This is a genomic window from Caballeronia sp. A2-2, assembly GCF_057612605.2.
This window is the reverse complement of the sequence record NZ_CM172587.1, coordinates 711,885-738,813: the sequence shown is the minus strand read 5'-3', so window position 1 is coordinate 738,813 and position 26,929 is coordinate 711,885. Positions and strand designations below refer to the sequence as shown.

Genomic DNA, 26,929 nt, shown 5'->3' with positions numbered 1-26,929 from the left:
GCCGGGGTGCGGGGCGCGGGGCGGGCCAGTGATAACGCAGAAAACAGCCTTTCGCCGCCCCGCTACAATACCCGCCATGACCCCTCTGCCCACCTTCGCCCCCGACGCACCCTGGCGCATCGACCGCGCGCGTCTTGCCGCATGCGCCGAGCGTCCCGCGCAGCACTGGACCATCGATATCGTCGATGAAACCGGCTCCACCAACGCCGATCTCATGGCGCAATTGCGCGCGCTCCCTCGCGAACGCGCGCAGGACGAAGCCCCGGCGCCGACGGTCCGCGTCGCCTATCTGCAAACCGCGGGTCGCGGGCGGCGTGGCCGCGCATGGCTTGCGGAGCCGGGTAACGCGTTGTTGATGTCGGTCGGCTGCGTGTTGAAACGGCCCATCGAAGGACTGGCGGGGTTGAGTCTTGCGATCGGCGTGACGGTGCTCGATGCGCTCTCGCGTCTGCCACTGTCGGCATCGGCGCGGCCCGCGCTGAAGTGGCCCAACGATGTCCTGCTCGACGATGGCAAGCTCGCCGGCATTCTCATCGAAACCGCGTGGAACACGCCCGGCGCGACGGCGGTAGTGATCGGCATCGGGTTGAATTTGCATGGCGCGGATCAACTCGCCGCTCAGGTCGATGACGCCAATCGTCAGGGTCAGGCCGCATCAATCGCACCGGGCGCCGCGCCCGCCGTGCTCGCGCGTGCGTGGCCCGAGGCCAATCTCACCGATGCGCTCGCCGCCATGCTAAACGCGCTCGATGCCGCGCTGCCGCGCTTCGAAGCGGACGGCTTCCGAGCGTTCCGCCAGCGCTGGACGGATGCGCACGCCTACGCCGGCCGCGAAGTCACGCTGATCGATCAGGGCATGGAAGTGGCGCGCGGCGTGGCGACGGGCGTCGATGATCGCGGCCAGTTGCTGATCGATGCGCCCGAAGGTCCGCGCACCGTCGCGACCGGCGAGCTTTCGTTGCGGCTTGCGAAGGAGCGTCCTTGAGCGCCTCGCCGTTCCTGCTGATCGATGCGGGCAACAGCCGCATCAAATGGTTGCTGCTCGATGAACGCGGCGTGTCGCTTGCGAATGGCGCGTTCGAACATGAGCAGGACATAGGTATTGAATCGGCGTGGGCTGCGTTGCCCACACCATCGCACGCATGGATTTCGAACGTCGCGGGCGCGGCGGTGCTGCAACGCCTCGAACGGCTGATCGATGCACGCTGGCCCGCGCTGCCCCGCTCCGTCGTGCGCGCGCAGGCGAAACAATGCGGCGTGACCAACAGCTACACGGAACCGGACAAGCTCGGCAGCGACCGATGGTGCGGCCTGATCGGCGCGCGCGCCGCGTTTCCCGGCGAAAACCTGCTGATCGCCACCTTCGGCACCGCGACGACGCTCGAAGCCTTGCGCGCAGACGGCGTCTTCACGGGCGGATTGATCGCGCCGGGTTGGTCATTGATGATGCAATCGCTCGGCAATCACACAGCGCAACTCCCGACGCTCGATACCGCATCGGCGCGCGAGGCGATCGGCGCATCGCAAGGCTGGTTCGCCACGGACACGGCGACGTCGATATCCGCTGGCTGCGCGCTCGCACAAGCCAGCCTGATCGAGCAAGCGTGGCGCGAGCTGCAATTGGACTGGCAAGCGGACGTGCGGCTCGTGGTCGGCGGCGGTGCGGCGAACGAAATCGCGGGCGCGCTCGACGTGCCGCATACGCTTCATTATTCTCTTGTGCTGTTCGGCCTTGCGCTCATCGCGCGCGACGCGGCGATGCATCCTTCCACCTCTTCCTGATCGTTTGTGACCGACGGAGTTCACGCATGTTGCGCTGGCTGATCGCCCTACTCATTGTGGCCAATTTGTTGATGCTCGCCGTGGTGCAGGGCATGTTCGGCTCGCTGCCGGCGGCGGGTGCGCGTGAGCCGCATCATCTGCTGCAACAGGTGCATCCGGAGTCGTTGTTCGCGCGGCCGTTGCATCCTGAAGATGCGGCAGATCAACCGACGGTCGGCGGTCCCGCGCCTGCCGCGAATGTGCAGGAAGCGCCGCTTACGCCGTCGAATCAATAAGCGTCACGACTGCGCGCGAACTTTCTTGAGCAAGGCCGTGGTCGAGCGGTCGTGCTCGAACGGAATGGCGAGCGCGCGTCCGCCCCAACCGCGCACCAACGCTGATTCCGCGAGCTTGTCCATGTCGTAGTCGCCGCCCTTCACCAGTACATCGGGATGCAGCGCGTCGATGAGTTGCAAGGGCGTGGTTTCTTCAAACATCACCACCCAGTCCACGCTTTCGAGCGCGGCTAGCAGCGCCATGCGGTCTTCCTCGCGATTGACCGGGCGATCGTCGCCTTTTCCGAGCGTGCGCACGGAAGCATCGCTGTTCACGCCGACGACGAGCGTCGCGCCGAGCGCTTTGGCATCGGCGAGATAGGACACGTGGCCGCGATGCAGGATATCGAAGACGCCGTTGGTGAAAACGACCGGACCGGTGAGCGTTGAGCGAAGCGCGGCGAGCGCGTCGCGCGTGGTGATCTTGCGTTCGAAAATGGCGGGCATGGCGGGGTCGCGGACGGCGGTGCTGAAAGCGCGCATTGTGCCACGGCAAACCCACCGCGCTGCGCGAGCAAAAAGAAACGGCCCGCTGGTTTTACCGAGCGGGCCGTTGCTTACCAAAGAGGATGAAACCCTACGCTGGCTGTTCCGCCGACGCCGCGCCACCCGACGCCGCCTGCAAACGCACCGTCACTTCCTTGCGGTAGCGATTCAACTCCTGCGCGGTCGCGAACGAACGCTCGAAAAGAATGGACAGGTTGTGCAGAATGCGCTCGACGACCTTCTTCTCCCAGCTATCGTCGAAGCGGATTTGATCGTCGAGCCAGCGTTCGAGCCATTCCGGGTCCGGCAGACGCGACTGCACGGTATCGCGCGGAAACAGCGCCTGATTGACGTGCAGATTGGTCGGATGCAGCGGCTTTTCCGTGCGTCGCGCCGATGCCATCAACACGCCGATCTTCGCGAACGCCGCGCGCGCCGTGTCGCCGGCCTGCGACATCGCTTTCTTCATGTATCGCAGATACGCGCCGCCGTGACGAGCTTCATCGCGCGAAATGGTTTCGTAGATGTGCTTGATGACCGGCTCGGTGTGCCATTCGGCCGCACGCCGATACCAGTGGTTCAGACGGATCTCGCCGCAAAAATGCAGCATGAGCGTTTCGAGCGGCGGCGCCGGATCGAATTCGAAGCGAACCGCGTGCAGTTCGTCCTCGGTCGGCACGAATTCCGGCTTGAAGCGCCGGAGGTATTCCATCAGCACCAGGGCGTGCTTTTGCTCCTCGAAGAACCACACGCTCATGAACGCGGAGAAGTCGCTGTCATTGTGGTTGTCCCGCAGGAACATTTCGGTTGCGGGGAGCGCCGCCCATTCGGTGATGGAGTTCATCTTGATGGTCTTGGCCTGCTCGTCGGTGAGCAGCGACGCATCGAACTTGTCCCATGGAATGTCCTTCTCCATGTCCCATCGAACGGATTCCAGCGATTTGTACAGTTCCGGATAAAGCATGGTGTTCATAGTCCACCCCTGATGCCACGTACGCGACGTTATATCTATATTGACTCGGCCCAAACGCGCAAAAACCCTGCGCGCGAGCAACCAAGCTTTCAATTTTACGCGGGATCGCGGCGGCCAAAGACGAAAACCGACAACGAAGCGCCAGAATCAAGCGCTGCGGTAACGCTGGGCGTTCCGCGCAAACACTGCACTTTCCCCGTGCGAATGTCGTGTTGTTTGCGTCTTGCTCTACCGTGGGTGAGGAGCTAAACCTGTGCCTGAGGTATGTTCAACGGCTGGTTGGCCGCCGGTCCACGCGGACCGCGCAGTATGCCGCATCCGCATGACAGCGGTGCGAAGCGATCGGCGTGTCCGGAACCCGAGCTATCCGGGTCTTCCGGTGCGACCGCCGATGCGCATGTAACCGCTACGATTGGCACCGATCATAGCACGGCGGATCGACGCCAATCGGCGATGGTTTCCTCGATCGGCGCGAGTCCGGAGACCACATCCACGCCCTGATGCGGCTTGCGTCGCAAGGCCGGACTGGTGCCGCCAACCCAGATGCGCACATGCGCGGGCAACAGCGTGCGCAAGTCACCCAGACCGCTCGTGATCGATTGCGAAGGCAGCACTGCCGAGAACGACAAGGCGACGATATCGACGTTATGTGCCGACACGGCATCGGCGATATCGTGCAGCGGCGTTTGCAGGCCGAGTTGGAAACATTCGCAATCGCAAAGCGTGAACATGGCTTCGGCCATCAACAGGCCCAGACCGTGACCTTCGCCGGATAGCGTGGTGAGCAGCACGCGCGGACGGGTGGCGCGGCCACGCAGTGCATCGGAGAGCGGGCGCATGAGCGAACGCAGCGTGGTCTGCATCGCTTCGCTGAACAGATGTTCGTGATAGACCTGCAGCGTCCCGGCGGCCCACGCATTGCCCACGCGTGCGGCGAGCGGCGCGGCTACATCGATGACGAAACGCTCCAGCCCTTCACGCGTGGCGCGCTTGAGCAGTTCGAAGCGGAAGTCGTCGTAAGCGCTCTCGCGCAACATGGCCACGAGCTTGTCGAGTTCGACATCCGGCGCGTCCTGCCCAATGCCCGACGATTCCGCAAGCTGCTGCAACGACTCGATCGGCTGCACCAGCACCTTGCTCGGCCGATGCCCCGCATCAAGTAGCCGCTTGACCAATCTGAGCTTGGACACCTGTTCCTGCGGATAGAGCCGCTCGCCGCCGGGCGAACGCATCGGCTGCGGGAAGCCGTAACGTCGCTCCCACACCCGCAAGGTGTCTTTGGTGAGCCCGATTTCCTGAGCAATGGCGCCGATTCCGATGCCCATCAGCGCGGATGTGCCAAGCCCGTCGTCAACCTGTTGCGCGATTACGCCGATCGATCCGGCGCCATCCACATCCGACGTAGACTCGACGTGGTGTTCGGAAGAGTTTGTCATGGACAATTGTTCGAAGGTCGTCAAATGGTGAGCATGCACATTGCATGCCCAACGTGCGCAAACGCTTCGTTGATTCGAAGTCTGGTCACATCATAGACAAAGTGCTCACGTACGCCGAACCGTTTTGTCTATTTGTCAGACCACAGACGGCGAGCAAAGAACGCCTCGCCCGCACGCGCTGCGCATACTTTCTTCGATACGGAGCGGCTACGTGGACGGACGCATGTTCGACAGAAAAATTCGAAAATTGTCGCGGACAAATAGAAGGACGGCGAGTGCATGAATTCTTCGGCCCAATGAACAACGGCGCGGAGCCGCAGTCTCGCGGCCCCGCGCCGTGTTTCCGAATACACGCGGTCAGGCAGGTTTTTTCTTCGGCGTGGACTTTCTTGCCGGGGTCTTGCGCGCCGTTGCGCTTGCCGCTTGTTCGGCGTCGCCTGCGCTTTCTGGTGGCGCGGATGTCGTGGCATCGGCGTTCTCACCACCGGCCATGCCGGGCTGAAGCATCGCCATTTGCGCAAGCTGATTGAACTGAGACTGGAGCACGTTCCACCATCCGCCGGGATCGAAGCCGGGCACGGATGCGTCCGCCTGAGCGGCGGCAGGCGTTTCCTGTTCCGCTTCGGGCGCTGGCGCTTCCGGTTTCGCCGCGCCGGTCATCGGCCAACCGGTGGCTTTCGGCTTCTCGGCAGACGACGCCGCCGACGCGTTCTCGACCGAACTCTGCGCATACGCGCCGAACGCGCGCAACGTGGCGAGCGTCGCGCGCTGCACTTCGAGCGCCTGAATGGCTGACTGAAGCATGTTGAGGTTCAGCTTCAGCCAGTGCTCGACCGCGCGCATGTCGGTCACGCGCTTGTCGAGTTCTTCGATGTTGGTGAGTGGCGCGAGCATGTCGGACATCATCGAGAGTGAAGGGCCCATGGCCTGCGAGCCGCCGGGCATGGCGGCGGCGAAAGGGTTCAGGCGCATCAGTTCCCACATCTTGCCCATCATGTCCGCCTGGCCGAATCCGGGAAAACCGGGAATCGTGAATGGCGGCGTGCCGCCGGCGTGATCGGTCATTCCTCTCTCCTTGATTTCATAGATGCCGGACGCGCAAATACGCGCGAACGTGGTCAGAATGGCGCGTCGCCGGGGAACTCGGGCGCGCGCCGCTCACGCAACGAACGCATGCCCTCGTGCACGTCCGGTCCCGCGAAGCCCATGAATTCCAGCGCCAGCGATGCATCGAACGTCGGTCCCGCCGAGCGCAGCCAGTTGTTGAGCGCATACTTGGTCCAACGGATGGCGGTTTGCGAGCCCAGCGCCAGCTTGTTCGCCACCTCCATTGCCTTCGGCAAGAGTTCGCTTTCCTCGACCGCCAGCGACACCAGCCCGATACGCTCCGCTTCCTCGCCGCTCACCGGCTCGCACAGCAGCAGATAGTACTTGGCCTTCGCCATGCCGCACAGCAGCGGCCAGACGATGGCCGCGTGATCGCCCGCCGCGACGCCCAGCCGCGTATGACCATCGATGATGCGCGCCGTCTTCGACGCGATCGAGATATCCGCGAGCAATCCCGCGACCAGCCCCGCGCCGACCGCCGGGCCGTGCATCGCGGAGACGATCGGCTTGCTGCAATTGATGACGTTATAGACGAGATCGCGCGCCTCGCGCCAGACACGCGCGCGCACGTCGAAATCGGTCGCCATCTGTTCGACGAGCGCGAGATCGCCACCGCCCGAAAAGCCTTTGCCCTCGCCGCGAATGATCGCGACGCGCGTCTCGGGATCGCGGTCGATGTCGCGCCAGATATCTGCGAGTTCGCGATGCATGTGGGCGTCCGCGGTGGACAGGCCGCTCTTGTTCGCGGCAGCACCCGGCATCACCACTTCGAGAATGCCATTCGGATGACGCCGCAATTCGAGCGACGCGTAACCCGAATACATGGAGAGATCGCTCATTTCTTCGAACCTGAAAGTAGGCGCAGCGTGCCGCAAGTGTATGTCGATGCCCGCGCGCAACGCATCGGGCTTAACCCGGCGCGCTCAGTGCTCGGGCTGCGTCACGCTCTGATCGATCGCGCCGAAAATGGACTTGCCCGCTTCGTCGAACATTTCGATCTTCACGCTGTCGCCGAATTGCATGAACGCGGTCTGCGGCGCGCCATGTTCGATGGTTTCCAGACAGCGTTTCTCGGCGATGCAGCAGTACCCGCGCGTGGCGTCTTTGTTGGAGATCGTGCCCGAGCCGACGATGGTCCCCGCGCGCAGATTGCGCGTTTTCGATGCATGCGCGATCAACTGGCCGAAGTGGAACACCATGTCCGTGCCGCAATCCGGCTGTCCGACTTTCTTGCCGTTCCAGTGAACCGTCATCGGCCGATGCACACGGCCTTCGCGCCACGCGTCGCCGAGTTCGTCGGGCGTGACGGCGACCGGCGAAAACGCGGTGGCCGGTTTGCTCTGAAAGAAGCCGAAGCCTTTGGCCAGTTCGGCGGGAATGAGATTGCGCAGCGAGACATCGTTGACGAGCATGAGCAAGCGCACGCTGCGCAACGCTTCGTCCGGTGTCGAGGCCATGCGCACGTCGGACGTGACCACAGCGACTTCGGCCTCGAAATCGATTCCATACGACTCGGAAGCGCACACGATATCGTCCGTCGCGCCGATGAAATCGTCACTGCCGCCCTGATACATGAGCGGGTCGGTCCAGATCTCGGGCGGCATCTCCGCGCCGCGCGCACGCCGCACGAGTTCGACGTGATTGACGTAGGACGAACCATCCGCCCATTGAAACGCGCGTGGCAAAGGCGCCATGCAGGACTTCGCATCGAAGGGAAATGCATTGCGCGCGCGGTTCTGATTGAGCGCGTCGTAGAGTTCCGCGAGTTGCGGCGCGTAGAACGTCCAGTCGTCGAGCGCGCGTTGCAGTGTCGACGCAATGCCATCGGCAATGGCCGCCGTGCGCAAATCGCGCGACACGACGATCAACTGGCCGTCGCGCGTGCCGTCCTTCCTCGATGCAAGTTTCATAGAGCGATGCGAGCCTGCGTGATGACGTTAAGGGAAATGTATTTTACGATGGTGAATCCCCGCCGACGACTCAGCCGTTCGGCATAGGCATTTTGACCGTTTCCCGCATGCAGACGATTCAGCCCGACGACGAAGACACGCTCGACGCTTCCGAAGAAAAGACACGCTCCGGCATCCAGTCGATCGAAGTGGGTTTTCGTCTGCTCGACGTGCTCACCAACGAACCGCGCGCCATGATGCTGCGCGATCTCGCCCAGCGCGCGGGCATGAGCCCGGCGAAGGCGCATCGTTATCTCGTGAGTTTCGTGCGGCTCGGGCTGGCGTCGCAGGACGCGGTTTCCGGGCGTTATGAACTCGGCGGCTTTGCCTTGCAGATGGGTTTGGCGCGGCTTGCGCGAGTGGATGGAGTGAAACTCGCGCGCATCGCGCTGGCGGAATTGCGTGACCGGATGGATATCACGGTCGGCATCGCCGTTTGGGGGAATCAAGGGCCGACGGTCGTGCACTGGATGGAGTCGAGCCATCCGGCGAAGGCGTCGCTGAAACTCGGCGATGTCATGCCGCTGTTGTCATCGGCGACGGGCTTGCTGTTCGCAGCCTACCTCCCGCGCAGCAAGACGCAGGCGATGATCGAACGCGAACTCACGCAAACGCGCCGGCCCGCCGCGCAGGTCGAACCCATGCTCGCCGACGTGCGCGATCACGGCGCGGCGCGCGTCGAAGGCATGTTGCTGCCAACCATTCACGCGTTCTGCATGCCCGTGTTCGATTCGACCGGCGAACTCGCGCTCGGACTCATCGCGCTCGGGCACGAAGGTTCGTTCGATACGCAATGGGGCGGTGAAATCGATTTCATGATGCGCGAATGTGCGTTGAATCTGTCGTACGAACTAGGGTATAAACCGGACCCGCGCTGACAATGGAACGACGCGCGGGCCGCATCTGTCTCATGCGTTCATGCTGTTCCCGATCTGCGTTACGTAACACGCACCCTGCTTTCCGGTTCTCCCGTTTCGATGCCACTTTTCTCGTCTCACCGCCCTCGCCCCGCGCCGGGCGAACCCGCCAATTCCGATATTGGCCACGATGCTTCGACCTCGCCGCGCCACTGGGTCCGGTGGCTGCTGGCCGCGTTGATCGTGCTCGCGCTGCATTTCATCGCCGCGCGATGGATCGGGCACGCGCAGCAGCCGTCGAACGTCAAGACGCCGGAGCCGCCGCCGGTGCAGATCGAATTGCTGACGCCGAAGCCTGTCGCTCCGCCTGCGCCGACGCCGCCTGCTCCCAAGCCCGCACCTGCACCGAAGCCGGTCGCGCCCAAAAAACCTGTCGCGCCGCCGCCGCCCGCCGCCGCTCCGAGCGCCGTCGCGCCGCCATCCGACGACGCGGACGCCGCACGGCGCGCCGCCATGGCAGCAGCCGCATCGGCGAGTCAGGCCGCAGCTTCCGCGCCGCCAGCACCCGCGCAAGCCGCCGCCGCGCCCCCATCGGGAGACAAATTCAGCGTCCCGCCCACCGGCGAACTGCGCTACGACACGCTGGTCAACGGCGTCATGAATCAGACCGGCACCATCCACTGGCTCAACGATGGCCAGCACTACGAGATGATCGTCTCCATTCCGCTGCCCTTCGTCGGGCCGTATGTGTATTCGAGCAAAGGTCACCTCGATGCATTCGGCATCGCGCCCGATCAGTATTCCGAACAGCGTGGCCGGCGCGCCGCCGATGTCGCCATCTTCAATCGCGAGACGAAGCAGATCGTCTATACGAAAACGCCGCAGCCGCAGCCCTTGACCGATGGCGCGCAGGACCGCTTCAGCGTTGTCATGCAATTGTCCAGCCTCGTGCGCGGCGACCCTGACAAGTACAAACCGGGCGTCACGCGCGAGTTCAGTGTCGCGGACAACGACAGCAACGAGACGTGGTCCATCGAGGTCGTCGGCGACGAGACCGTGCAGACGCGCGCCGGTTTCGCCCCGGCGCGACACTTCACGCGACTGCCGCGCCGCGACGGCGATCGCCGCAAACTCGACATCTGGCTCGCGCCGTCCATCGGTTGGTTGCCTGTGCGAATTCTTCAAACCGAGCCGAACGGAATGCAAATCGAATTGCTGTGGTCCGGCAAACTTCAAGTGCCTGCCGCGTCGCAGCAAGATGACGATTCAGGCACGCTGGATGCATATGACGAATAGGCGCCGCTTCGTCCCTGAGCAATTCAAGCGAACGTGCCGGGACTCAAGACGCTGCGCACTTTGAGCAAGTCCATCGAAAACCGCAGTCCTCACGGAGCCGATATGCAGTTGACGATCAATCGCATCGACACGCGGTATGTCCTCGACAACGAAGGTAACGGACCCTGGCTGACCTTCATTCATCAACTGGGCGGCGATCACACCGTCTGGGATCAGATGGCGGGTTACTTCCGCCACGGCTTCACCGTGCTTCGATACGAGCTGCGCGGACACGGCGACACCGCCGTCTCGCCCGATGCCTTTACCATCGGCGATCTCGCGGACGATCTCTCCGAGTTGCTCGACAAGCTCGGCGCGCCGTCCACGCATGTCGTCGGCTTATCGATTGGCGGCATGATCGCGCAGACCTTTGCCGCGCGTCACACAGACAAGACCGATTCGCTGACCGTGGTCGGCTCGCCGGCCTTCATCCCCGATGAAGCGCGTTCGACATTTGCTCAACGGGCGGCATCTGTGCGTGAAAACGGCACGGCGAGTATCGTGGACGCGACGCTCGAACGCTGGCTCACCGCCGACTTTCGCCGCGCGCATCCGGAAGTCGTCGAACAGATCGGTGAAACGATTGCGCACACGCCCGCCGAAGGTTTCGCGCGCGCGGCGGAAGCGGTCAGTCGTTTTGATATGCGCGACCGCTTGCCCTCTGTACGCGCACGAACGCTCGTTGTCGCGGGTCAGCACGACAGTGGCACGTTGCCTGCTGCATCAAAGGTAATTGCAGACACGGTGCCGAACGCACGCTTTCAACAACTCGATGCCGCGCATCTCTCTCCAGTCGAGCAATCGCAACGCTTCAGCGCATTGCTCGACGATTTCATACGCACCACCGGGTAACAGCAAGGCTTTATGCATCAAGGCAGCAAAGCTTCGCGCAGCAAGGCTTCACAATGTTTCACAACAAAGCCTCGATAAACCCGGCATCACGTCGAGGCCACCCCTTGAATTCCACCCTAATCGCTCCATCTGCACCGCAGAGCCTGGAGCAATCAGGAATAAGGAGTGTCGCCATGCAAATGATCTACAACAGCCCTAACTATTGCGTCGTCGAGTTCCCGCCGCAGGACAACCATCTCGCGATGATGTCCGGCGGCTATGAAATCGTGGACAAGAACACGCAGAGGGAAATCTTCATCGACGGGGCGCTGGCCGCGAAGTTTCGCGAGAATGTGCAAAAGCTGATCGAGGAAGAACCATCGCTCGAAGATGTCGATGAATTCCTCGGCCAATTCGATATCTTGATGACCCAACCGGTCGTGCTGCACTAACGTAATACCCGCAACACGCTGCAACACGTTTTATGCGACACCCGAAAGCGCCCCGCCGGGCAAACGGCGGGGCGCTTTTTTTGGGCCTTTAAGCCCGCCAATAAGCGCCGCCGGGCGAAGCTGCAAGACCGCGCTGCGGCTACAATGTCAGACTATTTCACATTTGGATGCAGGGTCCGCTCGCCATGAACCAGACCGCCACATCGAACGCAAAACCACGCGCGTACACGCGCGGCGCGGCGCTTCCCGCGCTTCTGCAAAAGCGCATCCTGATTCTCGATGGCGCGATGGGCACCATGATCCAGCGCTACAAGCTCGACGAAGCGGCGTATCGCGGCGAGCGCTTCAAGGATTACGGACGCGACATCAAGGGCAACAACGAGTTGCTTTCGATCACGCAGCCGCAGGTCATTCGCGAGATTCACGAGCAATACCTTGCAGCGGGCGCGGATATCGTTGAAACGAACACGTTCGGCGCGACGAGCGTGGCGCAGTCCGATTACGGCATGGAGAATCTCGCCGCCGAAATGAACATCGAATCGGCGAAGCTCGCGCGTGAAGCATGCGTCAAGTACAGCACGCCGGACAAGCCGCGCTTCGTCGCGGGTGCGATCGGACCAACGCCGAAGACCGCAAGCATTTCGCCCGACGTGAACGACCCCGGCGCGCGCAACGTCACCTTCGACGAACTGCGCACCGCGTACTACGAACAAGCGAAAGCACTGCTCGATGCGGGCTGCGATCTGTTCCTCGTCGAAACCATCTTCGATACGTTGAACGCCAAGGCCGCATTGTTCGCGCTCGATCAACTGTTCGAGGACACCGGCGAACTGTTGCCGATCATGATCTCCGGCACGGTGACGGATGCATCGGGCCGCATTCTGTCCGGGCAAACGGTCGAGGCGTTCTGGAACTCGCTGCGTCACGCGAAGCCGCTCACGTTCGGACTCAACTGCGCGCTCGGTGCGGCGTTGATGCGCCCGTACATCGCCGAGCTTTCGAAGCTGTGCGATACGTATGTGTCGTGCTATCCGAACGCGGGCCTGCCCAATCCGATGAGCGACACCGGTTTCGACGAGACACCGGACGTCACTTCAGGCTTGCTCAAGGAATTCGCCTCCGCAGGTTTGGTGAACATCGCGGGCGGATGCTGCGGAACGACGCCGGAGCACATCGCCGCCATCGCGAAGGCGCTGGAAGAAGTGAAGCCGCGCAAGTTCCCGTCGCAGTATCGCGACGCAGCCTGACATCGCACAAAGAATTGAGACAACAACCATGACCGACCACACGATGCGTCTTTCCGGCCTCGAACCGTTCAACGTCAACGACGGTTCGCTGTTCATCAACGTTGGCGAGCGGACCAACGTGACCGGCTCGAAGGCGTTCGCGCGCATGATCCTGAACGGCCAGTTCGACGAAGCGCTGGCCGTCGCGCGTCAGCAGGTGGAAAACGGCGCGCAGGTCATCGATATCAACATGGACGAAGCCATGCTCGATTCGAAAGCCGCGATGGTGCGCTTCCTGAATCTGATCGCGTCCGAGCCGGATATCGCGCGCGTGCCGATCATGATCGACTCGTCGAAGTGGGAAGTGATCGAAGCGGGCCTCAAGTGCGTGCAGGGCAAGGCCATCGTCAATTCGATCTCGCTCAAGGAAGGCGAGGACGCGTTCCGGCATCATGCGAAGCTCATTCGGCGATACGGCGCGGCATCCGTCGTGATGGCGTTCGATGAAAAAGGCCAGGCCGACACGTTCCAGCGCAAGACGGAAATCTGCAAGCGCTCGTACGATATTCTGGTGAACGAAGTAGGCTTCGAGCCGGAAGACATCATCTTCGATCCGAACATCTTCGCCATCGCGACGGGTATCGAAGAACACAACAATTACGCGGTCGATTTCATCAACGCCACGCGCTGGATCAAGGAAAAGCTGCCGCATGCGAAGGTGAGCGGCGGCGTGTCGAACGTGTCGTTCTCGTTTCGCGGCAACGATCCGGTGCGTGAAGCAATCCATACCGTGTTCCTGTATCACGCCATTCAGGCGGGCATGGACATGGGCATCGTCAACGCGGGTCAGTTGGGCGTGTATGCGGATCTGGATGCCGACCTGCGCGAACGCGTGGAAGATGTCGTGCTGAATCGCCGTGACGATGGCACGGACCGTCTGCTCGAAATTGCCGACAAGTTCAAGACCGGCGCGGCGAAGAAGGAAGAAAACCTCGAATGGCGCAATCAGCCTGTCGAGGCGCGGCTCTCGCACGCGCTGGTGCACGGCATCACGAACTTCATCGTCGAGGATACGGAGGAAGTGCGCCAGAAGATCGACGCGGCGGGCGGGCGTCCGATCAACGTGATCGAAGGTCCGTTGATGGACGGCATGAACGTGGTCGGCGATCTGTTCGGCGCGGGCAAGATGTTCCTGCCGCAAGTGGTCAAGTCGGCGCGCGTGATGAAGCAGGCCGTGGCGCATCTGATTCCGTTCATCGAGGAAGAAAAGCTGCGGCTGGCGGCGGCCGGCGCGGACGTGCGTCCGAAAGGCAAGATCGTGATCGCGACCGTTAAGGGCGATGTGCACGATATCGGCAAGAACATCGTGTCGGTCGTGCTTCAGTGCAATAACTTCGAAGTGGTCAACATGGGCGTGATGGTGCCGTGCGCGACCATCCTGCAGAAGGCGAAGGAAGAAGGCGCGGACATCATCGGGCTGTCGGGACTCATCACGCCGAGTCTTGAAGAAATGGCGTATGTCGCTTCCGAAATGCAGCGCGACGATTATTTCCGTGGCAAGCAAACGCCCTTGCTGATCGGTGGCGCGACGACCTCGCGCGTGCATACCGCTGTCAAGATCGCGCCGCACTACGAAGGACCGGTCGTGTACGTGCCGGATGCATCGCGTTCGGTGTCGGTGGCATCGAGCTTGTTGTCGGACGAAGGCGCGGCGAAGTATCTCGACGACCTCAAGACCGATTACGATCGCATCCGCCATCAGCACGCCAACAAGAAAGCGCAGCCGATGGTCACTTACGCCGAAGCACGCGCCAACAAGACGAAGATCGACTGGACCGCGTACACGCCGAAGAAGCCGAGCTTCATCGGGCGGCGCGTCATCAAGAACTACGACCTCGCGGATCTGGCGAATTACATCGACTGGGCGCCGTTCTTCCAGACGTGGGATCTCGCGGGACCGTATCCGGCCATTCTCAATGACGAGATCGTGGGCGAATCGGCGCGGCGCGTGTTCTCGGATGGCAAGTCGATGCTCTCGCGCATCATTCAGGGCCGCTGGCTGACGGCGAACGGCGTGATTTCGCTGTTGCCCGCCAACACTGTGAACGATGACGACATCGAAATCTACACGGACGACACGCGCTCGCAAGTCGCCATGACGTGGCGCAATCTGCGTCAGCAGAGCGTGCGTCCGGTCGTCGATGGCGTGATGCGCCCGAACCGGTCGCTTGCGGATTTCATCGCGCCGAAGGAATCGGGTGTGGCGGATTACATCGGCCTGTTCGCGGTCACGGCGGGCTTGGGCGTCGATAAAAAAGAACACCAGTTCGAAGCCGATCACGACGACTACAGCGCGATCATGCTCAAGGCGCTGGCGGATCGTTTCGCGGAAGCATTCGCCGAAGCGCTGCATGCGCGCGTGCGCCGCGAGCTGTGGGGTTATGCGGCGAACGAAACGCTCGATAACGAGGCGCTCATTCAGGAAAAGTACGCGGGTATTCGTCCTGCGCCGGGTTATCCGGCGTGCCCGGATCACCTCGTCAAGCAGGATATGTTCGACGTGCTTCAGGCCGGCGAAATCGGCATGACGCTGACCGAATCCCTGGCGATGCTGCCGGCGGCGAGCGTCTCCGGCTTCTATCTCGCGCACCCCGACAGCACGTATTTCTCGGTCGGCAAGATCGGCGACGATCAGGTGGCGAGCTTCGCCGAACGCATGGCGATTTCATCGAAGGATGCCGAACGCGCGCTTGCGCCGCTGCGCTAAGGGCATCGAAAACGGGCGGTCACGAAAAACCAACATATCGGCGCTGTGATAATGAAAAAAAGGCTGGCTATCGGCGGGAACTTTTTGATTTCCGTATCCTTGTAGCCGCGACAAGCCGTCACGAGGACGGCAGCGCAATTTTCGTCAACGGAGAAAGTCGCATGAAGAAGATGACGTCCGCCGTAACCGTAGCGTTCGCCGCGGCAGTGCTCGCAGCATCGAGTTCCGCCGCGTTCGCGCAGGCCAGCAGCACTCAGGCGTCCTCATACTCGCCGCCGCAGACGGAGCACAAAAAGAAGCCGAAGAAGCCGCGCAAGCCGAAGGCGCCCTCGAAAGGATCGACGATCGAGAACGGCCAGTCGCAATAAGTACGGACGTTTTCATCGGAAGAAAAAAACCCGCATCGCTGCCGATGCGGGTTTTCTTTTTGGACTCGCGCTTTGCGTGCTCAAACGCCCCAGAGAATGTCCTTCTGCTCTTTGTGCGCGAGTCTCAACATGTCGAGGAACGGATACGCGCGTTGCGCCAGCCCGATGGGAATCTCGTGCGGATCGTGTCCGGCTTCGCCTTCGTGGAAGTGCCCGTCATGCTCGGCGCGCTCCTTCTTGTCCGTGGACACCGCCGCTTCCAGTTTCTGGATGGCGGACGGACATTCGTCGTGCGTGATGACGCCGCGTTCCGTCAATTTTTTGCCGATGATGCCCAGCAGATACTCGGCCAGATTGTCGAGCATCATGACGTCGGGCGCCGCGGGACTTTTGAATGTGATCAGCATGATGGTAGGTCCTTTTCCTTATGTTGGATGACTATCTTTCCCGACGCAGTTCTTGATGACATCGCGAACCGCTCTGCGCTGACAGCCACCCCTGATTGGACATATTAGCACCTGCTAAAATCCTGACTTTGGTTGCTTCATCTCAGCGCTTCCGGCGCGCGCAACGTCTTCGGCATCCTGCCACCCGCATCGCTTCGCGAAACGCGTCACGCTCGCCGCATCTCGCTCCACTGGATCACATTCAGCATGCTGCCCGCACATAAAGTCATCCTCGAAACGCTTCTCTCCGATGCGGTCAACACCGTCGCGCAAGCCACGCTCGCGCCGGGCGAAGCCGCCTTCGTCACGCCGAGCATCGTGCTCGAACGCCCGAAGGTCGCGGCGCACGGCGACGTCGCATCGAATGTAGCGATGCAGCTCGCCAAGCCGCTGCGCGCCAATCCGCGCCAGCTCGCGCAACAGATCGTCGATGCCGTGCTCGCGAATCCGTCCGCGAAAGGCTTGGTCGAGGCGGCGGAAGTGGCCGGTCCCGGCTTCATCAATCTGCGTCTTGCGGCGAGTGCGAAGCAAGACGTGATCCCGGCCGTGTTGGGCGAAGGCAGCGCGTATGGCCGCTCGGAACGCGAAGCGGGCAAGCGCGTGCTGATCGAGTTTGTATCGGCGAATCCGACCGGGCCGCTGCATGTGGGTCACGGGCGTCAGGCCGCGCTCGGCGATGCCATCTCCAACCTGCTTGCCACGCAGGGCTACGCGGTGCATCGCGAGTTCTTTTACAACGACGCCGGCGTGCAGATCAACAATCTCGCGATCTCCACGCGAGCGCGCGCACGCGGCCTCAAACCGGGTGACGCCGAATGGCCTGAGGCCGCGTACAACGGCGAGTACATCGCCGATATCGCGCGCGATTACATGGCGGGCGCGACCGTCGCGGCGAAGGACGGCGAGCCGGTGAAAGGCGCGGGCGATATCGAGAATCTCGAAGCCATCCGCCATTTCGCGGTGGCGTATCTGCGGCACGAGCAGGATCTGGATCTGACGGCGTTTGGCGTGAAGTTCGACCAGTTCTATCTGGAGTCGTCGCTGTACAAGGAAGGCCGCGTCGAAAAGACCGTGAATGCGCTCGTCGATACCGGCATGACCTTCGAGCAGGACGGCGCGCTGTGGCTGCGCACCACCGACGACGGCGACGACAAGGACCGCGTGATGCGCAAGTCCGACGGCACCTTCACCTACTTCGTGCCGGACGTGGCCTATCACGTCACGAAGTGGGAGCGCGGTTTCAGCAAGGTCATCAACGTGCAGGGCTCGGACCACCACGGCACCATCGCGCGCGTGCGGGCGGGCTTGCAGGGGTTGGGCATCGGCATTCCGAAGGGTTATCCCGACTACGTGCTGCACAAGATGGTCACCGTCATGCGCAACGGTCAGGAGGTGAAAATCTCCAAGCGCGCGGGCAGCTATGTGACCGTGCGCGATCTGGTCGAATGGTCGGGCGGTCTCGCGCCGGGCCACGAGATGGCGCCCGATCAGATCGACGAAGACACGCTGCGTCGCGGCCGCGATGCCGTGCGCTTCTTCCTCATCTCGCGCAAGGGCGATACCGAGTTCGTGTTCGATATCGATCTCGCGCTCAAGCAGAACGACGAGAATCCGGTGTACTACGTGCAATATGCGCACGCGCGCATCTGCACGATTCTGAATGACTGGAAGGAGCGTTACGCGGGCGATATCACGGAAGCGGCGAAGGCCGATCTTTCGCCGCTGTCGAGCGAACGCGCCATGTCGCTGCTCAACAAGCTCGCGGAGTATCCGGAAATGCTGTCGCACGCGTCGGATGAACTCGCGCCGCACGCCATCGCGTTCTATCTGCGCGACCTCGCCGGGGAATTCCACTCGTTCTACAATGCCGAGCGCGTGCTCGTGGACGACCAGAAGGAACGCGATGCGCGCATCGCGCTGCTCGCGGCCACGCGGCAAGTGCTCGAAAACGGACTCGCGACCATCGGCGTGTCGGCTCCCCAAAAGATGTGATCTTTCGTGCCTGTTTCCGTCCTGCGCGGCGCGTGTCACAAAGGCGCGCGCGGACGGCAAAGGCGCGGTTTCGTCTTGAGCGAAAGCTATAATCGTCGGCCAACTCGAAGACTTTTTGCAGGTAATCCAAACGATGGCAAAACCACGCCGCACGCCCAAGCAGTCCAGTCAGTCGAAGCAAACCGGGGGAACCTTTCTCGGCATCGTGCTGGGCCTGATCGTCGGCCTGGCGATCGCCGTGATCGTCGCGCTGTACATCACGCGCGCGCCGACTCCGTTCGTCGCCAAGGTCGCGCCGCCGGTGGACAACGCCGCGTCGTCGCAATCCGCGCAGCAGCCGTACGATCCCAACCGTCCGCTGCAAGGCAAGACGCCGGGGCAAGCGGTGCCGCAAGCCGCGCAGCCCACGCCGCCGAATACCGCGCCGGGACAGACCAATAATCAAACGCAGTCGTCGGGCATGCTCGACGAACCGCAGATCGTGGAAGTGCCGCCGTCGGGCAACAACGCGGCCTCGCAACCGAACAACGCCGCGAAGAACAATCAGGCGAACGCGTCCGGCAGCGCAAGCTCTACAGCGGCGGCAGCGGCCAAGGGCGGCTCGCAGCCTGCCGCCTCGACAGCCAAGACCACGCCGCCCGCCCCCGGCGATGTGAACACCGGCTATTACCTTCAGGTCGGCGCATACAAGACGCAACAGGACGCCGAGCAGCAACGCGCGCGTCTGGGCTTCCAGGGCTTCGAATCGAAGGTGACGCAGCGTGATGCCGGTGGCGTGACGTACTATCGCGTGCGCATCGGTCCGTTCTCGAAGTTCGAGGAAATGAACACGGCCCGTCAGCGTTTGTCGGACGCGGGCGTGGATACCGCGGTCATCCGCTTCTCGAAGCAGTAAGACGACCTCCGCGCCGCCGGGCTTGACACTTTAAGCCCGGCTTAAGCGTCGTATGTCCCACTTATGGCCTTTTCCGCATCCTTTTCAATCATGAAAAAACTGTTCAGCGCCCTCGTTCTTTCTCTCGGCTTCGCGGCCGCATCGTTGAGCGCCACGTCGGCGCTTGCGGCCGATCCGGTCGCGGGCAAGGACTACACGGTGCTTCAGGCGCCGCAGCCGGTCGGCGCGCCTGCGGGCAAGGTCGAAGTCATCGAGTTCTTCTGGTATGGCTGCCCGCACTGCAACGATTTCGAGCCGTACATCGAGGCGTGGGAAAAGAAGCAGGGTCCGGATGTCGTGTTCAAGCGCGTGCCAGTGGCGTTCCGCGACGACTTCATCCCGCATACGAAGATGTACCACGCGCTGGATGCGCTCGGCGTCGCCGAAAAAATCACGCCGGCCGTGTTCAAGGAAATTCACGTGAAGAAGGACTATCTGCTCACGCCGCAGGCGCAGGCGGATTTCCTCGCGACGCTGGGCGTCGACAAGAAGAAGTACATGGACGCGTACAACTCGTTCTCGACGCAAAGCGCCGTGCAACGTGACGCCAAGCTCTTGCAGGATTACAAGATCGACGGCGTGCCGACGGTCATCGTGCAAGGCAAGTATGTGACCGGCCCGGCGCAGACCAACAGCGAGCAGGGCACCACCGCCGTGATGGACTACCTCGTCCAGCAAGTGCGCGACAAGAAGATGTAATTTTGCAAGACTCCGAAATGAATGCAGTATCGAAAGCAGTACCGCAGAAGGTTTTTATCACCGGCGCGTCGAGCGGGATCGGCCTCGCGCTGGCTGAAGAGTATGTGAAGCGCGGGGCCGTGCTCGGCCTCGTCGCTCGTCGAACCGAATCGCTTGCGGCCTTTGCCGCGCGTCATCCGCAAGCCACTATCTCCCTCTATTCCGCCGATGTCCGCGACGCCGACGCGCTCGCCGATTGCGCGCGCCGGTTCGTCGCGGAACACGGCGCGGCGGATGTCGTGATCGCGAATGCGGGCATCAGCCGTGGCGCGCTCACCGGCCACGGCGAACTGGACACGTTCCGCTCGGTCATGGACACCAATTACTTCGGCATGGTGGCCACGTTCGAGCCGTTCGTCGCATCGATGATCGCGGCGCGGCGCGGCACGCTGGTCGGTATCGCAAGCGTGGCGGGTGTGCGCGGGCTGCCGGGCTCGGGCGCGTACAGCGCGTCGAAATCGGCGGCGGCGAAGTATCTGGAATCGTTGCGCATCGAAATGAAACCGCAGGGCGTGAGCGTGGTCACCATTGCGCCGGGCTATGTGCGCTCGGAAATGACCGCGCACAATCCGTATCGCATGCCGTTTCTGATGGATGCCGACCGCTTCGCCGCCAAGGCAGCGGACGCCATCGCGCGCCGCACGCGCTACGCGACGTTCCCATGGCAGATGCGCGCCGTGGGCATGCTGCTGCATGTCCTGCCGCGCTGGCTGTACGACCCCGTCTTCGAGCGTGCGCCGCGCAAGCCGCGCGCAAGCGAAACGGTATAAAAAAACCGGCTGCGCTCATCACGCAGCCGGTTTTTTTCAGCGCTACCCCGCTTGTCAGAACGCCACGTAAGGCGAACTTCCCGTCAGGTCATAGCCGACATACACATGCCGTCCGTAGAAGAACGGCAAGCCGAAGTCGAACAACCCGCTCATGCCAAGCTGACCGCCGAGGCTGTTGAACGCGAAGTTGTTGCCGCTCGATGTCAACGTGCGCGCGCTCACGAGATTGAACGGCACGGTCGTCGTGTTGCCTTCGCTGCCCGTAATCACCGTCGATAGCGACTGCTCGGAACTCGGGCAATAGAACGCACTCGTGCTCGAACACAACGCAAACGTGTCTTGGAAGAAGTTGCCATTCGATCCGGTATCGAAGAAGGTCTGATACGTCGTGCCCTTGTACGTGCCGGTCAGGTCGCCGAAACCATCGGTGCCGAACTTCGTCACCCCGGCGATGGCGTTATTGCTCTGCGTGCCGATGCCGAATATCAGCGTGCCGCTGGCACTGGCCGCGCCCGCATCCGCGATCGGCGGCAGTTGCACGATCACGCCGTTGTTGTCGGTCGTGAAGCGCGTCACCGGATTGACGACCTGCTGCGCGAGCGGCGCGGCGATGTTCGAACACGTCGTGCCGCTGCACGAGAAGTACTGCGCGTTCAGCGCCGAACTCACGCATGCCGTGCCGCAGTCATAAGTCGCCGCGCCAATGCCGAGAATGCCGTTCGCGCCGATTTCCGCGACCGTGTTCTCGTCGTTGCCGGACGGGCAACCGTTCATGCCGGTCGGCGCCGTCGATGAATCCAGGTCGCCGATGATCTGCACCGGAATGTTCGATGCCACTTCCGTGCCCATCTTCACATCCGCCGAGCGCACGGTGCCCCACGTGTAGCCATCCGCGAAGCTCGCGCATTCGGCAAGCTGACCGCCATTGGAGGCTTTGCTCACCGGCAGACTGCCGAGCACCGAAGCCGCCGCCGAATTCACCAGACGCAGGCCGAACGAGGCCGTATCCAACTGAATGTTGTTGATGGTCTGGCAGTTGTTCGTGCCCGGTGCGCACACCGTCACCGAAACGTTCGGAATGTTGACGAAATTCGCCGCGCCCGCATTCACGGTAATCGGCACCGAGTTCGTGTTGGTCGGCGTGATGGGCTGCGCAGTGGCGGCGCTGGTGGAGCCGCTGCCGCCCGAGGAACCGCCGCCAGACGAGCCGCCTCCCGACCCGGACGAACCGCTACCACTGCTGCTGTTGTTGTTGTGATCGCTGCCGCCGCACGCGGCGAGCGTGAGCGCCAGAAAAACTGCGCCGAGCCAGCGCGCGATGCCGCCGGTTCGTGAGGAAGAGGGCCCGAGGCCGAATGTCGTTCTAAGCATGCTGGGTTCTCCGTCCCTCACTGGATATCGCTGGCGGTGACGCCGGCAGGCAAGGCTTGCGGCAGATACGCACTGCCTCTGAACGCGCCCATGTGGCCGCCCGAGCGAACGACAAGACCCGAGTCCTGCACGCTGACCTGTCCACGACCGCCGCGCGCGGCGCGTTGCGCCTGCAAAGCCTGCTGATATTGCGGGAAGTAGCCGCCGAGCAAAGTCTGGAGGTCGGGCACGCGCGGACCGTGCCACGCGATGCCGAACACCGTGCCCGACGAAGACACGTATTCGTTGATGACCGTGCCGCTGGCGAGCGTCGTCGCCTGCATGGTGTAGCCGGTCGTCGTCGATGACGATGCGCCGGACGCCGCCGTGGCCGCCTTGACGACCGACTGAGCATCGGCCTGCGAGCCGGGCGGCGGCGCAAGCGGCGCGCCGCCGAGTGCCGCGAACGCAGGCGCTGCCGCGCCGATCGCGCAGAGCGCGCCGGTAGCAATCGCCAGAACTTGCAAAATTTGCCCGCGACGGGGTTTCTTCTGTGCCTTCACTGGAACTCCAATCCGTTTTCGCCGGCAGCGCCTGATACGCGCCCGCGTGGCTTTCTACGATTTAAGTGACAGATGAGCCACTACACGATTCGCAACGATTCTCCATGCGAATAGCCATCAGTATGCCAGCCGTGCAGAATAGTCCTAACGTTCGCAGCCGGACAGGAAAAAAATGCGATGCGCACCAAGATGCACATCGCATGATTGTCGCCCTGTTTTTCAGGCGCATGTCACAGCTTTTTTCAGAACCCGAGGCTGGCCAGCAAATCGTCGACCTGTCCTTGATCCTGAACCACGTCGCTGCGGCCTTCGGGGTTGACTTGCGGCCCGTTGAGCAAGCCTTCGGGACTGCCGCTCGCCGACATCAGCGCCGCCGCCGATGCCGCGAACTGCTCGCGCCGCTCCGGTGCGATATTTTCGAGCAGCACGCCGAGCAACTGCTGCTCGATGATATGCACGACTTCCGTGATCTTCTTGATCACCTGTCCCGTCAAATCCTGAAAATCCTGCGCGAGCATGATTTCCAGCAATTGCGCGTTGGTGGCCTGCGTGCGCTCCGGGACGCTCTGCAGAAAACTGCGCGTCTGCGCGAGCAGTTCGCCCGCTTCACCTTGCGCGAGCGGCGAGCCGTACCACTGCGACCAGCGCGCTTCCAATGCCTGCGCCTCGCGCTGCATCGCTTCCTGCATCGGCTGGGCCAGTTCGATGGCGTTCAGCGCCCGCTCGGCGGCCTGCTCGGTCATCACGGCGACGTACTTCAGGCGGTCGCGTGCATCCGGCACGGCTTGGGCGGCGGCTTCGACCTGCTTGTCGAGTCCTAGCTCGCGCATCGAGTCGCGCAGCGTGCGCGTGAGCTGGCCGATCCGCGCGAGAATGCGATCGCTCGATGCATCGCCGTCGCCTTCGGCTTGCGCTGCCGCGACCTCGGCCGCCACGCGTGCGGCGAATTCAGAAGTCAGATCCGTCACGTATCACCCCGCTTTGGCCATCTTCAGCTTGTCGAGAATCTTGGTGACTTTCTCGTCGAGCGTGGCGGCCGTGAAAGGCTTCACGACATAACCGTTCGCACCGGCCTGCGCCGCCGCGATGATGTTCTCCTTCTTCGACTCCGCCGTCACCATCAGCACCGGCAAGTGCGCCGTGGTGGCATCCGCGCGAATTTGCTGAAGCATGGCGAGACCGTCGAGGTTCGGCATGTTCCAGTCGGAAATCACGAAATCGAAATTGCCGCCGCGCAGACGCGCCAGACCCGCCGCGCCGTCTTCCGCTTCTTCCACGTTCGTATAGCCGAGTTCCTTCAGCAGGTTACGCACGATACGGCGCATCGTCGGAAAATCGTCGACGACGAGGATCTTCATGTTCTTGTCCATCATTACTCCCGTGTGTTCTTCAATGCGGCGATGCCGCGTGATCCATCAAAAATATTCAGACGCGTTGCACGCGCTCGCCCATCGATGCCAGCCGCGCCATCACGCGCCGGCTCATTTCCGACAGCGACGCGATTTCACTCGCGCCGCCCATTGCAATCGCTTCGCGCGGCATGCCGAACACCACGCAACTCGCTTCGTCCTGCGCGAGCGTGTACGCGCCCGCCTGCTGCATTTCCAGTAGACCCGCCGCGCCGTCACGGCCCATGCCGGTGAGAATCACGCCGATTGCGTTCTTGCCCGCGTGTTGCGCGGCGGAACGGAACAGCACATCCACCGAAGGACGATGCCGGTTCACCGGCGCCGCATCCGACAGATGCGCCACGTAGTTCGCCCCGCTGCGCGCCAGCATCAGATGCGCGTGGCCCGGCGCGATATACGCATGACCCGGCAGCACGCGTTCGCCGTGTTCCGCTTCCTTCACGGTGATGCGGCACAACCCGTTCAACCGTTGTGCGAACGATTTCGTGAAGCCCGGCGGCATGTGCTGCGCGATCATCACGGCGGGCGCATCCGGCGGCAGCGGCACGAGCACTTCGCGGATCGCTTCCGTTCCGCCCGTCGATGCACCGACGATCACCAGCTTTTCCGTCGACAGCAACGGATTGTTGAAATGCGGCGCGGGCTTGTGCGTTTCCTGCGCGGTGTGCGCGGCGGCGCTGGCTGCGTGCGTCGTCTGCTTCACGCGAGCGCGCGCGGCGGCGCGTACTTTCTCCGCGAGCTTTTCCGCGTAATCCAACATGCCGTCGCGGATGCCGACCTTCGGCTTGGTCACGAAATCCACCGCGCCGAGTTCGAGCGCGCGCAGCGTGATCTCGTTGCCGCGTTCCGTCAGCGACGACACCATGACGACCGGCATCGGCCGAAGGCGCATCAGCTTTTCCAGAAAGTCGAGGCCGTCCATGCGCGGCATTTCGACATCGAGCGTCAGCACGTCCGGGTTGTGCAGCTTGATGAGATCGCGCGCGACGAGCGGATCGGGCGCGGTCGCGCACACGTGCATGTCGGGCTGCGAGTTGACGATCTCCGTCATCAGGCTGCGCACGAGCGCCGAATCGTCGACGCACAGCACCTTGATCTTTTGCGCGGCGGGTTTCTTATCCATATTGATCGTATTGGCGATGCTCATACTTCCTCCGCCGCTTTGGCGCCGCGCGCGGCAAACAACTCGACGCGCGGTTTAACGACGGCCCGCGCGCTCGCGTTTGCGTTGCCGAACAACTCCGCGCGCGGCTTCGTCTGACCGACGTTGAAAAGCTCCACACGCGAACGTGCCTGCGCGAGCCGTTCGGCGCGTTCTTCAGGCGTGCGGCGCATCAACGCCTGTTCGCGCTCCACGACCTGCGGGTCTTGCTGCGTGATGAGTTTCTTCACCATCACCTGACCGCTCTTGGGCATGAACGCGACCTTGCGCGGATGCGCGCCCTGCAAATCCTCCGCGACGATGCGGATCTTCTCCAGCGCCAGATAGCGCCGCACGAATTCCGAATTCCGGTCGCCGATGTTGATCGTCGTCATTCCCGCCAGCACCGCGCCGCCGCCGAACACTTTTGCTTCGAAACGTTCGCGCCTGCCGCCGCGCTTGATCATTTCGTTGATGAGCACTTCCATCGCGTACGCGCCGTAGCGCATCGAGTCGGATGCCGCCGAGGACGCGCTCTCGCCATCGTCCGGCAGCATGAAGTGGTTCATTCCGCCGATGCCAGCCGTGCGATCGTTGATGCACGCCGCCACGCACGAGCCGAGCACGGTCACGAGCACCATGTCCTCGCTCGTCATGTAGAACTCGTTGGGCAACAGCTTCACGCCCGGCTTCTTGAAGTGATTGTCGAAATACAGGTTCGACGCCATCGGCAACGCGCTCATGCGGCTTCTCCCGCGAGCGCACGCGCCGGTTTCTTCCCTTGCGCGTGAGCGGCATGGCCATCGCGCGTCAGTTCGTACACGGTCTGGCCGCGCAGCCTGAACGCCTGCGACACATACGTGAAGTTTTCCGAATGTCCCGCGAACAACAGCGCGCCCGGTTTCATCAACGGCTCGAAGCGGGACAGCACTTGCCCTTGCGTCGGCTTGTCGAAATAGATCATCACGTTGCGGCAGAAGATCACGTCGAACGGGCCTTTGATGTCGTAGCGCGCATCGGTCAGGTTCACGCGGCCGAAGTTGACCATCGCGCGCAGTTCGGGCCGCACCTTGACGAGGCCCGCGTGCGCGCCCGTGCCCTTCAGGAAGAAACGCTTGAGGCGTTCCACCGGCAGCGCCTTCACCTGATCGAGCGAGTACACGCCCGCATCGGCCTTCGCCAATACCTGGCTGTCGATGTCGCTCGCGAATACCGTGCATTGCCGCGCGGCGTGTTCGCCCAGCGCTTCGACGAGCGTCATCGCAATCGAATACGGTTCTTCACCCGTCGATGCCGCCGAGCACCACACCGAGAACGGTTGCGCGCGGCGCTTGGCGAAGTCCGCGAGAATCGGAAAGTGATGCGACTCGCGGAAGAACGCGGTGAGGTTGGTCGTCAGCGCGTTGACGAAGGCTTCCCATTCGGCGTTGTCCTCGTTGGTTTCGAGCCGGTCGAGGTACTGGCGGAACGTATCGAAGCCGCATGCGCGCAGGCGGCGCGCGAGACGGCTATACGCCATGTCGCGCTTGTGATCGGACAGCGAAATGCCCGCGCGACGATGAATCAGATCGCGGATGCGGGCGAAATCCGCCGGCGTGAATTCGAAATCGCGTTCGACTTCCGACGTGCGCGAAGCGACGTTCGTATCGATGCGTGCGTTGCGCGTGGCCGTCATGATGCGTCGTGCTTCCCGTGGTGCGCGC

General features: G+C 62.6%; 28 protein-coding genes. 14 read left to right on the top strand and 14 right to left on the bottom strand.

What is annotated here, in order from left to right; genetic code table 11:
- Positions 1–76 precede the first annotated feature (76 nt).
- Genes ACZCWR_RS03530 through ACZCWR_RS03520 form a run of 3 tightly spaced genes read left to right on the top strand, consistent with a single transcriptional unit; the run spans position 77 to position 2,057 of the window.
- Positions 77–985: a biotin--[acetyl-CoA-carboxylase] ligase gene (locus ACZCWR_RS03530; protein ID WP_487302352.1), complete on the top strand. Its 909-nt coding sequence runs from the start codon at positions 77–79 to the stop codon at positions 983–985.
- Positions 982–1,782, top strand: coding sequence for a type III pantothenate kinase (locus tag ACZCWR_RS03525; protein ID WP_487302351.1), 801 nt, complete (start codon positions 982–984; stop codon positions 1,780–1,782). Before ACZCWR_RS03530 ends, ACZCWR_RS03525 begins: the two co-directional genes overlap by 4 nt.
- Positions 1,783–1,808: 26 nt before the next feature.
- Positions 1,809–2,057: a hypothetical protein gene (locus tag ACZCWR_RS03520; protein ID WP_487302350.1), complete on the top strand. Its 249-nt coding sequence runs from the start codon at positions 1,809–1,811 to the stop codon at positions 2,055–2,057.
- Positions 2,058–2,060: 3 nt separating this feature from the next.
- Here the strand turns inward: ACZCWR_RS03520 and rfaE2 are convergent, their stop codons facing one another.
- The 6 genes from rfaE2 to ACZCWR_RS03490 all read right to left on the bottom strand — a co-directional run bounded on the left by rfaE2 (position 2,061) and on the right by ACZCWR_RS03490 (position 8,008).
- Positions 2,061–2,543: a D-glycero-beta-D-manno-heptose 1-phosphate adenylyltransferase gene (gene rfaE2 / locus ACZCWR_RS03515; protein ID WP_487302349.1), complete on the bottom strand. Its 483-nt coding sequence runs from the start codon at positions 2,541–2,543 to the stop codon at positions 2,061–2,063.
- Between the two features lie 130 nt (positions 2,544–2,673).
- The gene (locus ACZCWR_RS03510) at positions 2,674–3,555 is read right to left on the bottom strand and encodes a ferritin family protein (RefSeq protein WP_487302348.1); all 882 of its coding nucleotides are present in this window, start codon (positions 3,553–3,555) and stop codon (positions 2,674–2,676) included.
- A gap of 422 nt (positions 3,556–3,977) precedes the next feature.
- The gene (locus ACZCWR_RS03505) at positions 3,978–4,991 is read right to left on the bottom strand and encodes a MerR family transcriptional regulator (RefSeq protein WP_487302347.1); all 1,014 of its coding nucleotides are present in this window, start codon (positions 4,989–4,991) and stop codon (positions 3,978–3,980) included.
- A 357-nt stretch (positions 4,992–5,348) separates the two neighbouring features.
- The gene (locus ACZCWR_RS03500; RefSeq protein WP_487302346.1) at positions 5,349–6,056 is read right to left on the bottom strand and encodes a PhaM family polyhydroxyalkanoate granule multifunctional regulatory protein; all 708 of its coding nucleotides are present in this window, start codon (positions 6,054–6,056) and stop codon (positions 5,349–5,351) included.
- A 53-nt stretch (positions 6,057–6,109) separates the two neighbouring features.
- On the bottom strand, positions 6,110–6,937 hold the full coding sequence (locus tag ACZCWR_RS03495) for an enoyl-CoA hydratase/isomerase family protein (RefSeq protein WP_487302345.1): 828 nt from the start codon (positions 6,935–6,937) through the stop codon (positions 6,110–6,112).
- A gap of 84 nt (positions 6,938–7,021) precedes the next feature.
- On the bottom strand, positions 7,022–8,008 hold the full coding sequence (locus tag ACZCWR_RS03490) for a fumarylacetoacetate hydrolase family protein (protein ID WP_487302344.1): 987 nt from the start codon (positions 8,006–8,008) through the stop codon (positions 7,022–7,024).
- Between the two features lie 107 nt (positions 8,009–8,115).
- Here ACZCWR_RS03490 and ACZCWR_RS03485 point away from each other — a divergent pair, with 107 nt between their 5' ends.
- From ACZCWR_RS03485 to ACZCWR_RS03455, 7 genes are all read left to right on the top strand, one after another.
- On the top strand, positions 8,116–8,925 hold the full coding sequence (locus tag ACZCWR_RS03485) for an IclR family transcriptional regulator (RefSeq protein ID WP_487302343.1): 810 nt from the start codon (positions 8,116–8,118) through the stop codon (positions 8,923–8,925).
- 99 nt (positions 8,926–9,024) lie between these two features.
- Positions 9,025–10,200, top strand: a complete 1,176-nt coding sequence (locus ACZCWR_RS03480; RefSeq protein WP_487302342.1) for a DUF3108 domain-containing protein — start codon at positions 9,025–9,027, stop codon at positions 10,198–10,200.
- A 102-nt stretch (positions 10,201–10,302) separates the two neighbouring features.
- On the top strand, positions 10,303–11,091 hold the full coding sequence (locus ACZCWR_RS03475; RefSeq protein WP_487302341.1) for an alpha/beta fold hydrolase: 789 nt from the start codon (positions 10,303–10,305) through the stop codon (positions 11,089–11,091).
- A gap of 173 nt (positions 11,092–11,264) precedes the next feature.
- Positions 11,265–11,522: a BTH_I0359 family protein gene (locus ACZCWR_RS03470; RefSeq protein WP_487302340.1), complete on the top strand. Its 258-nt coding sequence runs from the start codon at positions 11,265–11,267 to the stop codon at positions 11,520–11,522.
- 185 nt (positions 11,523–11,707) lie between these two features.
- A complete protein-coding gene (locus ACZCWR_RS03465; RefSeq protein WP_487302339.1) occupies positions 11,708–12,769 on the top strand; it encodes a homocysteine S-methyltransferase family protein in 1,062 nt (353 codons plus the stop codon).
- A 28-nt stretch (positions 12,770–12,797) separates the two neighbouring features.
- Positions 12,798–15,515: a methionine synthase gene (gene metH, locus ACZCWR_RS03460; protein WP_487302338.1), complete on the top strand. Its 2,718-nt coding sequence runs from the start codon at positions 12,798–12,800 to the stop codon at positions 15,513–15,515.
- 161 nt (positions 15,516–15,676) lie between these two features.
- Positions 15,677–15,883 (top strand): hypothetical protein, encoded by a 207-nt coding sequence (locus tag ACZCWR_RS03455; protein WP_487302337.1) that lies wholly within the window; start codon positions 15,677–15,679, stop codon positions 15,881–15,883.
- 80 nt (positions 15,884–15,963) lie between these two features.
- On the opposite strand, the gene ACZCWR_RS03450 is transcribed toward ACZCWR_RS03455, so the two are convergent.
- Positions 15,964–16,290: a DUF1840 domain-containing protein gene (locus tag ACZCWR_RS03450; RefSeq protein WP_487302336.1), complete on the bottom strand. Its 327-nt coding sequence runs from the start codon at positions 16,288–16,290 to the stop codon at positions 15,964–15,966.
- Between the two features lie 246 nt (positions 16,291–16,536).
- On the opposite strand from ACZCWR_RS03450, the gene argS reads away from it, so the two are divergent.
- The 4 genes from argS (at position 16,537) to ACZCWR_RS03430 (ending at position 20,763) form a co-directional block, all read left to right on the top strand.
- Complete coding sequence (argS, locus tag ACZCWR_RS03445) at positions 16,537–18,321, top strand: arginine--tRNA ligase (protein ID WP_487302335.1); 1,785 nt, start codon at positions 16,537–16,539, stop codon at positions 18,319–18,321.
- Positions 18,322–18,454: 133 nt separating this feature from the next.
- Positions 18,455–19,216 carry an SPOR domain-containing protein gene (locus ACZCWR_RS03440; RefSeq protein WP_487302334.1) on the top strand — a complete coding sequence of 254 codons (762 nt, stop codon included), beginning with the start codon at positions 18,455–18,457 and terminating at the stop codon, positions 19,214–19,216.
- A gap of 90 nt (positions 19,217–19,306) precedes the next feature.
- Complete coding sequence (locus tag ACZCWR_RS03435) at positions 19,307–19,954, top strand: thiol:disulfide interchange protein DsbA/DsbL (RefSeq protein WP_487302333.1); 648 nt, start codon at positions 19,307–19,309, stop codon at positions 19,952–19,954.
- Between the two features lie 17 nt (positions 19,955–19,971).
- Entirely contained in the window at positions 19,972–20,763 is a 792-nt protein-coding gene (locus ACZCWR_RS03430; RefSeq protein ID WP_487302332.1) for an SDR family oxidoreductase, read from the top strand.
- 54 nt (positions 20,764–20,817) lie between these two features.
- On the opposite strand, the gene ACZCWR_RS03425 is transcribed toward ACZCWR_RS03430, so the two are convergent.
- The 7 genes from ACZCWR_RS03425 to ACZCWR_RS03395 all read right to left on the bottom strand — a co-directional run bounded on the left by ACZCWR_RS03425 (position 20,818) and on the right by ACZCWR_RS03395 (position 26,901).
- The gene (locus tag ACZCWR_RS03425; protein WP_487302331.1) at positions 20,818–22,134 is read right to left on the bottom strand and encodes a DUF3443 domain-containing protein; all 1,317 of its coding nucleotides are present in this window, start codon (positions 22,132–22,134) and stop codon (positions 20,818–20,820) included.
- Between the two features lie 17 nt (positions 22,135–22,151).
- Positions 22,152–22,676 carry a DUF2844 domain-containing protein gene (locus tag ACZCWR_RS03420; RefSeq protein ID WP_487302330.1) on the bottom strand — a complete coding sequence of 175 codons (525 nt, stop codon included), beginning with the start codon at positions 22,674–22,676 and terminating at the stop codon, positions 22,152–22,154.
- A 242-nt stretch (positions 22,677–22,918) separates the two neighbouring features.
- Entirely contained in the window at positions 22,919–23,644 is a 726-nt protein-coding gene (gene cheZ, locus ACZCWR_RS03415) for a protein phosphatase CheZ (RefSeq protein WP_487302329.1), read from the bottom strand.
- Positions 23,645–23,647: 3 nt separating this feature from the next.
- A complete protein-coding gene (gene cheY, locus ACZCWR_RS03410; RefSeq protein ID WP_487302328.1) occupies positions 23,648–24,046 on the bottom strand; it encodes a chemotaxis response regulator CheY in 399 nt (132 codons plus the stop codon).
- Between the two features lie 55 nt (positions 24,047–24,101).
- Positions 24,102–25,208 (bottom strand): protein-glutamate methylesterase/protein-glutamine glutaminase, encoded by a 1,107-nt coding sequence (locus ACZCWR_RS03405; protein ID WP_487303226.1) that lies wholly within the window; start codon positions 25,206–25,208, stop codon positions 24,102–24,104.
- A 20-nt stretch (positions 25,209–25,228) separates the two neighbouring features.
- Entirely contained in the window at positions 25,229–25,969 is a 741-nt protein-coding gene (gene cheD, locus ACZCWR_RS03400) for a chemoreceptor glutamine deamidase CheD (protein WP_487302327.1), read from the bottom strand.
- A complete protein-coding gene (locus tag ACZCWR_RS03395) occupies positions 25,966–26,901 on the bottom strand; it encodes a CheR family methyltransferase (protein WP_487302326.1) in 936 nt (311 codons plus the stop codon). The genes cheD and ACZCWR_RS03395 overlap by 4 nt, the downstream gene beginning before the upstream one ends.
- Between the last annotated feature and the right edge of the window lie 28 nt (positions 26,902–26,929).

Excerpts from the sequence above, each read along its gene's own strand:
- ACZCWR_RS03475 (WP_487302341.1), top strand. The coding sequence starts at position 10,303 with ATGCAGTTGACGATCAATCGCATCGACACGCGGTATGTCCTCGACAAC.
- ACZCWR_RS03450 (WP_487302336.1), bottom strand. The coding sequence starts at position 16,290 with ATGCTGATCACATTCAAAAGTCCCGCGGCGCCCGACGTCATGATGCTC.
- ACZCWR_RS03500 (WP_487302346.1), bottom strand. The coding sequence starts at position 6,056 with ATGACCGATCACGCCGGCGGCACGCCGCCATTCACGATTCCCGGTTTT.
- ACZCWR_RS03505 (WP_487302347.1), bottom strand. The coding sequence starts at position 4,991 with ATGACAAACTCTTCCGAACACCACGTCGAGTCTACGTCGGATGTGGAT.
- ACZCWR_RS03495 (WP_487302345.1), bottom strand. The coding sequence starts at position 6,937 with ATGAGCGATCTCTCCATGTATTCGGGTTACGCGTCGCTCGAATTGCGG.
- ACZCWR_RS03455 (WP_487302337.1), top strand. The coding sequence starts at position 15,677 with ATGAAGAAGATGACGTCCGCCGTAACCGTAGCGTTCGCCGCGGCAGTG.
- ACZCWR_RS03510 (WP_487302348.1), bottom strand. The coding sequence starts at position 3,555 with ATGAACACCATGCTTTATCCGGAACTGTACAAATCGCTGGAATCCGTT.
- ACZCWR_RS03395 (WP_487302326.1), bottom strand. The coding sequence starts at position 26,901 with ATGACGGCCACGCGCAACGCACGCATCGATACGAACGTCGCTTCGCGC.
- ACZCWR_RS03470 (WP_487302340.1), top strand. The coding sequence starts at position 11,265 with ATGCAAATGATCTACAACAGCCCTAACTATTGCGTCGTCGAGTTCCCG.
- argS (WP_487302335.1), top strand. The coding sequence starts at position 16,537 with ATGCTGCCCGCACATAAAGTCATCCTCGAAACGCTTCTCTCCGATGCG.
- ACZCWR_RS03440 (WP_487302334.1), top strand. The coding sequence starts at position 18,455 with ATGGCAAAACCACGCCGCACGCCCAAGCAGTCCAGTCAGTCGAAGCAA.
- ACZCWR_RS03405 (WP_487303226.1), bottom strand. The coding sequence starts at position 25,208 with ATGGATAAGAAACCCGCCGCGCAAAAGATCAAGGTGCTGTGCGTCGAC.
- cheY (WP_487302328.1), bottom strand. The coding sequence starts at position 24,046 with ATGGACAAGAACATGAAGATCCTCGTCGTCGACGATTTTCCGACGATG.
- ACZCWR_RS03485 (WP_487302343.1), top strand. The coding sequence starts at position 8,116 with ATGCAGACGATTCAGCCCGACGACGAAGACACGCTCGACGCTTCCGAA.
- cheD (WP_487302327.1), bottom strand. The coding sequence starts at position 25,969 with ATGAGCGCGTTGCCGATGGCGTCGAACCTGTATTTCGACAATCACTTC.
- ACZCWR_RS03530 (WP_487302352.1), top strand. The coding sequence starts at position 77 with ATGACCCCTCTGCCCACCTTCGCCCCCGACGCACCCTGGCGCATCGAC.
- ACZCWR_RS03490 (WP_487302344.1), bottom strand. The coding sequence starts at position 8,008 with ATGAAACTTGCATCGAGGAAGGACGGCACGCGCGACGGCCAGTTGATC.
- ACZCWR_RS03425 (WP_487302331.1), bottom strand. The coding sequence starts at position 22,134 with ATGCTTAGAACGACATTCGGCCTCGGGCCCTCTTCCTCACGAACCGGC.
- ACZCWR_RS03435 (WP_487302333.1), top strand. The coding sequence starts at position 19,307 with ATGAAAAAACTGTTCAGCGCCCTCGTTCTTTCTCTCGGCTTCGCGGCC.
- ACZCWR_RS03465 (WP_487302339.1), top strand. The coding sequence starts at position 11,708 with ATGAACCAGACCGCCACATCGAACGCAAAACCACGCGCGTACACGCGC.
- ACZCWR_RS03480 (WP_487302342.1), top strand. The coding sequence starts at position 9,025 with ATGCCACTTTTCTCGTCTCACCGCCCTCGCCCCGCGCCGGGCGAACCC.
- metH (WP_487302338.1), top strand. The coding sequence starts at position 12,798 with ATGACCGACCACACGATGCGTCTTTCCGGCCTCGAACCGTTCAACGTC.
- ACZCWR_RS03430 (WP_487302332.1), top strand. The coding sequence starts at position 19,972 with ATGAATGCAGTATCGAAAGCAGTACCGCAGAAGGTTTTTATCACCGGC.
- rfaE2 (WP_487302349.1), bottom strand. The coding sequence starts at position 2,543 with ATGCCCGCCATTTTCGAACGCAAGATCACCACGCGCGACGCGCTCGCC.
- ACZCWR_RS03520 (WP_487302350.1), top strand. The coding sequence starts at position 1,809 with ATGTTGCGCTGGCTGATCGCCCTACTCATTGTGGCCAATTTGTTGATG.